Annotated in this window: 5 protein-coding genes and 1 pseudogene; 1 reads left to right on the top strand and 5 read right to left on the bottom strand. The window is 55.8% G+C overall.

The window, feature by feature from the left end:
• Positions 1-149: pseudogene (locus AB4048_RS28465) on the top strand (transposase); the annotation flags it as partial.
• Between the two features lie 15 nt (positions 150-164).
• On the opposite strand, the gene AB4048_RS28470 reads toward AB4048_RS28465, so the two are convergent.
• The 5 genes from AB4048_RS28470 to AB4048_RS28490 all read right to left on the bottom strand — a co-directional run bounded on the left by AB4048_RS28470 (position 165) and on the right by AB4048_RS28490 (position 4,412).
• The gene (locus tag AB4048_RS28470) at positions 165-461 is read right to left on the bottom strand and encodes a hypothetical protein (RefSeq protein ID WP_151042451.1); all 297 of its coding nucleotides are present in this window, start codon (positions 459-461) and stop codon (positions 165-167) included.
• Entirely contained in the window at positions 461-2,083 is a 1,623-nt protein-coding gene (tnpC, locus tag AB4048_RS28475) for an IS66 family transposase (RefSeq protein ID WP_442205301.1), read from the bottom strand. Before tnpC ends, AB4048_RS28470 begins: the two co-directional genes overlap by 1 nt.
• Positions 2,084-2,145: 62 nt before the next feature.
• On the bottom strand, positions 2,146-2,493 hold the full coding sequence (gene tnpB / locus AB4048_RS28480) for an IS66 family insertion sequence element accessory protein TnpB (RefSeq protein ID WP_056533973.1): 348 nt from the start codon (positions 2,491-2,493) through the stop codon (positions 2,146-2,148).
• Positions 2,494-2,572: 79 nt separating this feature from the next.
• Positions 2,573-2,857, bottom strand: coding sequence for a transposase (locus AB4048_RS28485; RefSeq protein WP_442205302.1), 285 nt, complete (start codon positions 2,855-2,857; stop codon positions 2,573-2,575).
• Between the two features lie 517 nt (positions 2,858-3,374).
• Positions 3,375-4,412 carry a hypothetical protein gene (locus AB4048_RS28490; protein ID WP_442205303.1) on the bottom strand — a complete coding sequence of 346 codons (1,038 nt, stop codon included), beginning with the start codon at positions 4,410-4,412 and terminating at the stop codon, positions 3,375-3,377.
• Between the last annotated feature and the right edge of the window lie 361 nt (positions 4,413-4,773).

Raw genomic sequence — 4,773 nt, forward strand, 5'->3', positions numbered from 1 at the left:
ACGCATTGCTTTATATCGCATCGACCGGATGCCAATGGCGGATGTTGCCGAAAGATTTTCCACCCTATTCGACCGTGCAGGGTTATTTCTACGAGTGGCGGGCTACTGGCTTGTGGCTGCGCATCAACCATCATCTCGTTATGGAGACGGTAACCGCCCGATTGCTACCGCGTAGATTTCGCTCTGATGCGAGCGACGAGGAGTTGGTCGTCAACAAAGCTGTCGAGGAAGTCGTTCCATTCTTGGGGTGAGCGGCGGGCGTCTTTGAGCATCTGCTCCAGTTCGTCCATGCCGTCGTCCGTCAGTGCGGTGACGGATTCGTCGTCTCCGGTGTAGACGGAGATGATGCTGCCATAGCTCAGATTATCATCGTTGGAGACGATTGCCTGAAGAAGCTCCGGGTCCTCTTCGAGAATTTCGGCAACAAATTTGATCGTACGGACGTAGGTAACTGTTGCCATCAGGCTGCCTCGGCAGAGATTGTGACGAGGGGCGACCAGTTCCACGGCAGCAGCTCATCGAGTCGATTGATCTTGTGATCGTGGATGCGATCAAGCACGTCAGCCAGGTATCCCTGTGGATTAAGACCATTCATCTTGGCCGTCTCGATGATCGTCATGGCCCGCGCCAAAGTCTCCGCCCCGGTGTCGGCTCCCGCGAATAGCCAGTTGCGTCTTCCAACGCCTATCGGACGCAGAGCCCGCGCGGCAGCATTGTTGTCGATCGCGACACGGCCGTCTTCGAGGAACAGGCAGAGCGAGGACCATCGGCTCAATCCGTAGCGGAAAGCTGCCGTCAGATCGCCTTTGCCCGGAATGCGCGTTAGTTTAGCTTCAGCCCAGTGGCGGAATGCTTCAGCCTTGGGCTTGCTCTGCATCTGACGCGCGGCAAGCCGGATCTCAGGAGGCTCGCCGTTGATGCCCCGCTCGATGTCGTAAAGCGCTCCGATACGATCGAGAGCCTCTCGCGCGATCTCGGACTTGTTCGATGTCCAGATATCGTGGAAGTCGCGTCGCCAGTGGGCCCAGCAGGCGGCTTCCTTGAAGCGAGATTCTCCCTTTTCTCCAGGCGAGTACAGCTTGCCATATCCTTTGTAGCCGTCAGCCTGAAGGATGCCGCTTGATTGCTTGAGGTGGCGGTGGACGTGCTCTTCTTTCCAGTCGGGAGCAAAATAGTAGACTGCACCAGGCGGAGAACTGCCTGCCCATGGACGTTGATCGCGGACATACGTCCAGATCCTACCCTTCTTCACACCCTTGCCCAGCCCCTTGTCTCGCAGCGAGCGATCCAGCACCCGGATCGGGGTGTCGTCCGCATGAAGGAGGTCGCTTGCCATGATCGCAGCTTCGATCCGTTCGATGAGAGGCTGAAGTACCTGCATGGCACGACCACACCAATCGACCATCGTGCTGTCGGGAATGTCGACGCCCATGCGGGCGAAGATCTCGTTCAGACGGTACAGTGGCAAATGGTCATCGAACTTTGAGACCAGAATGTACGACAAGAGGCCAGCGCCCGCCATGCTGCCAGGGATCGGGCGGCTGGGCGCAGGCACCTGCACCATCTTCTCGCAGCAGCGGCAGGACTTCTTCAATCGGGCGACCTCGATCACCTTCATCTGCGCTGCAATCATGTCGAGGATTTCACTGGTGTCCTCACCGAAGAGACGCAACTCACCTCCGCATTCCGGGCAGCAGGAGCCAGGATCGAGTTCGCGGCGCTCGCGAACCGCCCTGTCGGACACCCGTGGGCGGCGGCGCATGATTTTTTCCGCCGTATCCGTCAGAGGCGCAACAGACGCCGCCTCATCAGCTTCATCAATCGGAGCCGTATTGCCCTCAGCGGTCGCGATCAACAGATCCTCAAGAGCCAGTTCCAACTGCTCGATTTCACGCTCGATCTTTTCGGAAGACTTGCCGAAGACCTGCTTCTTCAGCTTGGCGATGCGCAGCCGCAGGGTTTGGATTAACTGGTCGTGCGCTTGCAACGTCGCCGACATCTTCGCATTATCCGCCAGCAAAGCGGCAATCATTGCCTTGAGAAAGGCTGGATCGTCCGGAAGATTTGTCGTTGCGTTTGACATGATCCTGACTACCACAAGTCAGGAGAAATCTCCATAAAAACAAGCAGATTCAGTAAGATAAATCAACCGACACGAGCCGGTGGCGCTCCCCAATCCGGACGACGCCAATCAATCCCTTCCCACAACATCGCCAGTTGAGCCGACGTCAGTCGCGCCGTTCCGTCAGACGCCGAAGGCCATGGGAAGCGACCTTTCTGCAAGATTTTGTAGTACAAGCAGAAACCCTGGCCATCAAAATACAGCAACTTCAAACGATCACCACGTTTACCGCGAAAGGCAAAGACCGCGCCGCCCGTCGGCTTCTGACGCAAGACATCCTGCGCTAGCGCGGCAAGTCCCTCTATTCCTTTACGCATGTCCGTGATCCCGCACGCAAGATAGACCCGAACGCCGGTCCCAGGCCCGATCATGCCGCTTCCACCGCCCGGATGAGCTGCGTCAGGGCGGTCGTATCGACCGAACTGCCGAAGCGAAGCGTGCGGCCGCAGCTCAATCGCAGTTCGACCATGCCGGAGGACCTTCCCGGTCATCAGCGACATCCATCTGCACCGCTTTCACGTCGACGGGGATGAACAATGCATTCGACGCCGCCGAGAGAAGACCCTTCTTCTTCAGCTCGCTACGCCAGGCGTAAATCTGCTGGCGCGTAATATCGTGCCGATGGGCAACCTCTGTGATGGTTGCGCCAGCATCCCCAACAGACATGACAATCGCGAGCTTCTCATCGTCGCGCCATCGACGCCGCCGCTCTTGCCCAAGAATTTCAACGCGCATAGCAATCCCCGCATAAGACACGTCGTTAACGACGTCGTTAAACACGTGTCTTAGGCCATCAAGGCTTTATCCGGCAGGTGGTGCCAATCGGGCGGTTACGGTTGAAGAGGGAATATGAAGTGATCCTCAGGTCTTCCTTCATTGTTGGTAAAGTTCGCAACACGGGGAGACTGACAGTACGAAGCATCAAGGCTTCACCGACGGGGACCGCATCCAGTTTCTGTGCAAGCCAGAACCATTTATGATACACGCCCGATTCTTGAATCCGGCTCCTTATCAATTTGCTTTTCCGGAATCTTCATTTCTCAGGAAGCTGCCAGATTCACGGAGGCCGAACATAGGCCGTCCATCATCCGTTCTACACGTATCCATTTGTAGTCCATTTCGGAATTAGGGTATTGAAATTGCATAACAATCTGAGACGCAGCTGCAAGCCAGCTTCAGCTCCTTTCGAATTTCAACGAAGTTATTTCGATTTTCGAAGTAATTGAGATTTGTGATTTGTGATTCTTAGAGATCAAAAGGTGGGGTGGCAGCTCAGAGTCTGCTCGATCAAATCCAACTTCGCGATGATCGATTTGCTGTCTTCCAGAGCCGATAGTTCATTTGCCAGGTCTGAAAGCCGCTCTAATTCCGCCTTTGCGGCGCCCCATGCTCTCCTTGCTCGCAGTTCGAATATCTGGGCTTCGGATTCTCGGCGGGCGGCGTTCTCCATGATCTCGTCTGCTTCTGATCGGACGCGGCTTGCTTCCGCTGCTGCAGCACTCAAAATGGCTTGGGCGTTTCCTTTCGTACTCTCTAACCATCGTTCTGCATTTGACCTGATTGTATTTGCGCGATCAACCGTCGTCTTAAGCGCCTGAGCCGACTTGGCCTCCAGTCGCCAAGCTTGTCTCGACAATCTCCGCTTGGCCGGTCCGATCCGTGCGAGACCGGACGGGGCTCCGACCTGCTTATAATAGTCGTCTTGCCATTCGCGCATCGCATTTTTGAATGCAAGGTCGCCGTGGCGGTTCAAAGCAACTCGCTCCTCTTCTGTAGATGCACCACCTCGCATAACTGCGGCCTTTGCGCTGTATCCGGGATGGAGTTCGAGCGCACGCATTTCCTTTGCGGGGAGTACGAAGGCATGGAGATGTCGATAAGGCTCATCGGCATGGCGGACGACGCTAACGATTTGGCTGCCAAACCTTAAGGAAAGCCATCTGATCGTGCGGTGCTCCCAAAGCTCGACTGCCCGGGCCTTGTCGGGATCTGCTCGTGCTTCGTCCGACCTGATCGGGTGGGAAGCTACTACAGTCAACAGCGTCTTCTGCGTCGTCCGAATTCCTCGTGCAACGCCGCCGCTGGTTACTTGCTTTGTTGATGCGACCAACCGGTCATGTTGCTCGCGGACTGCTGCCAGCGGCAGACCATAGATGACTTCCGATGGAAGGGGGTTTTCAACATGCATCGAGTGAGCCGGATGGCGATCGGCCTCGCCGATCACGAAATCGACCGAGCGACCGTCCTTCTCCTGCCGCGCATAGGCCTGGATGTGAATAAATTGATACATTGGTGACAACTCGCCTTTCGACGAAGTGTCTCCATCGGCGGAGCAAGCGACCAGGTCTAAATATCGAGAGCACGGGACATTCCGCTGCCGGATCAGAATCGGAAATATCGAGTTACGAATCTGATGAGGGAAATTTATTTTGCATCATTTTAGATTGCGGGCGATGTGAATTAGGTTCCCTGCAAGCTATCACGATGTAATTGGCACCATTAATACGCCGCCTCGCTGACCTCGACTCTTTGGCCTTCCCAAAACGCGGTGAATCTGAATCTCTGGCGCAAACCGGAGGTTTACGATGCGATCAGGGATTTCGTTACGTGAAGATTTTGACGGAGAACGTCTTCGGCGGCTGGCGCGGCAG

Source organism: Rhizobium sp. RAF56, assembly GCF_052113965.1.
In the GTDB taxonomy this organism is placed as follows: Bacteria; Pseudomonadota; Alphaproteobacteria; order Rhizobiales; family Rhizobiaceae; genus Rhizobium.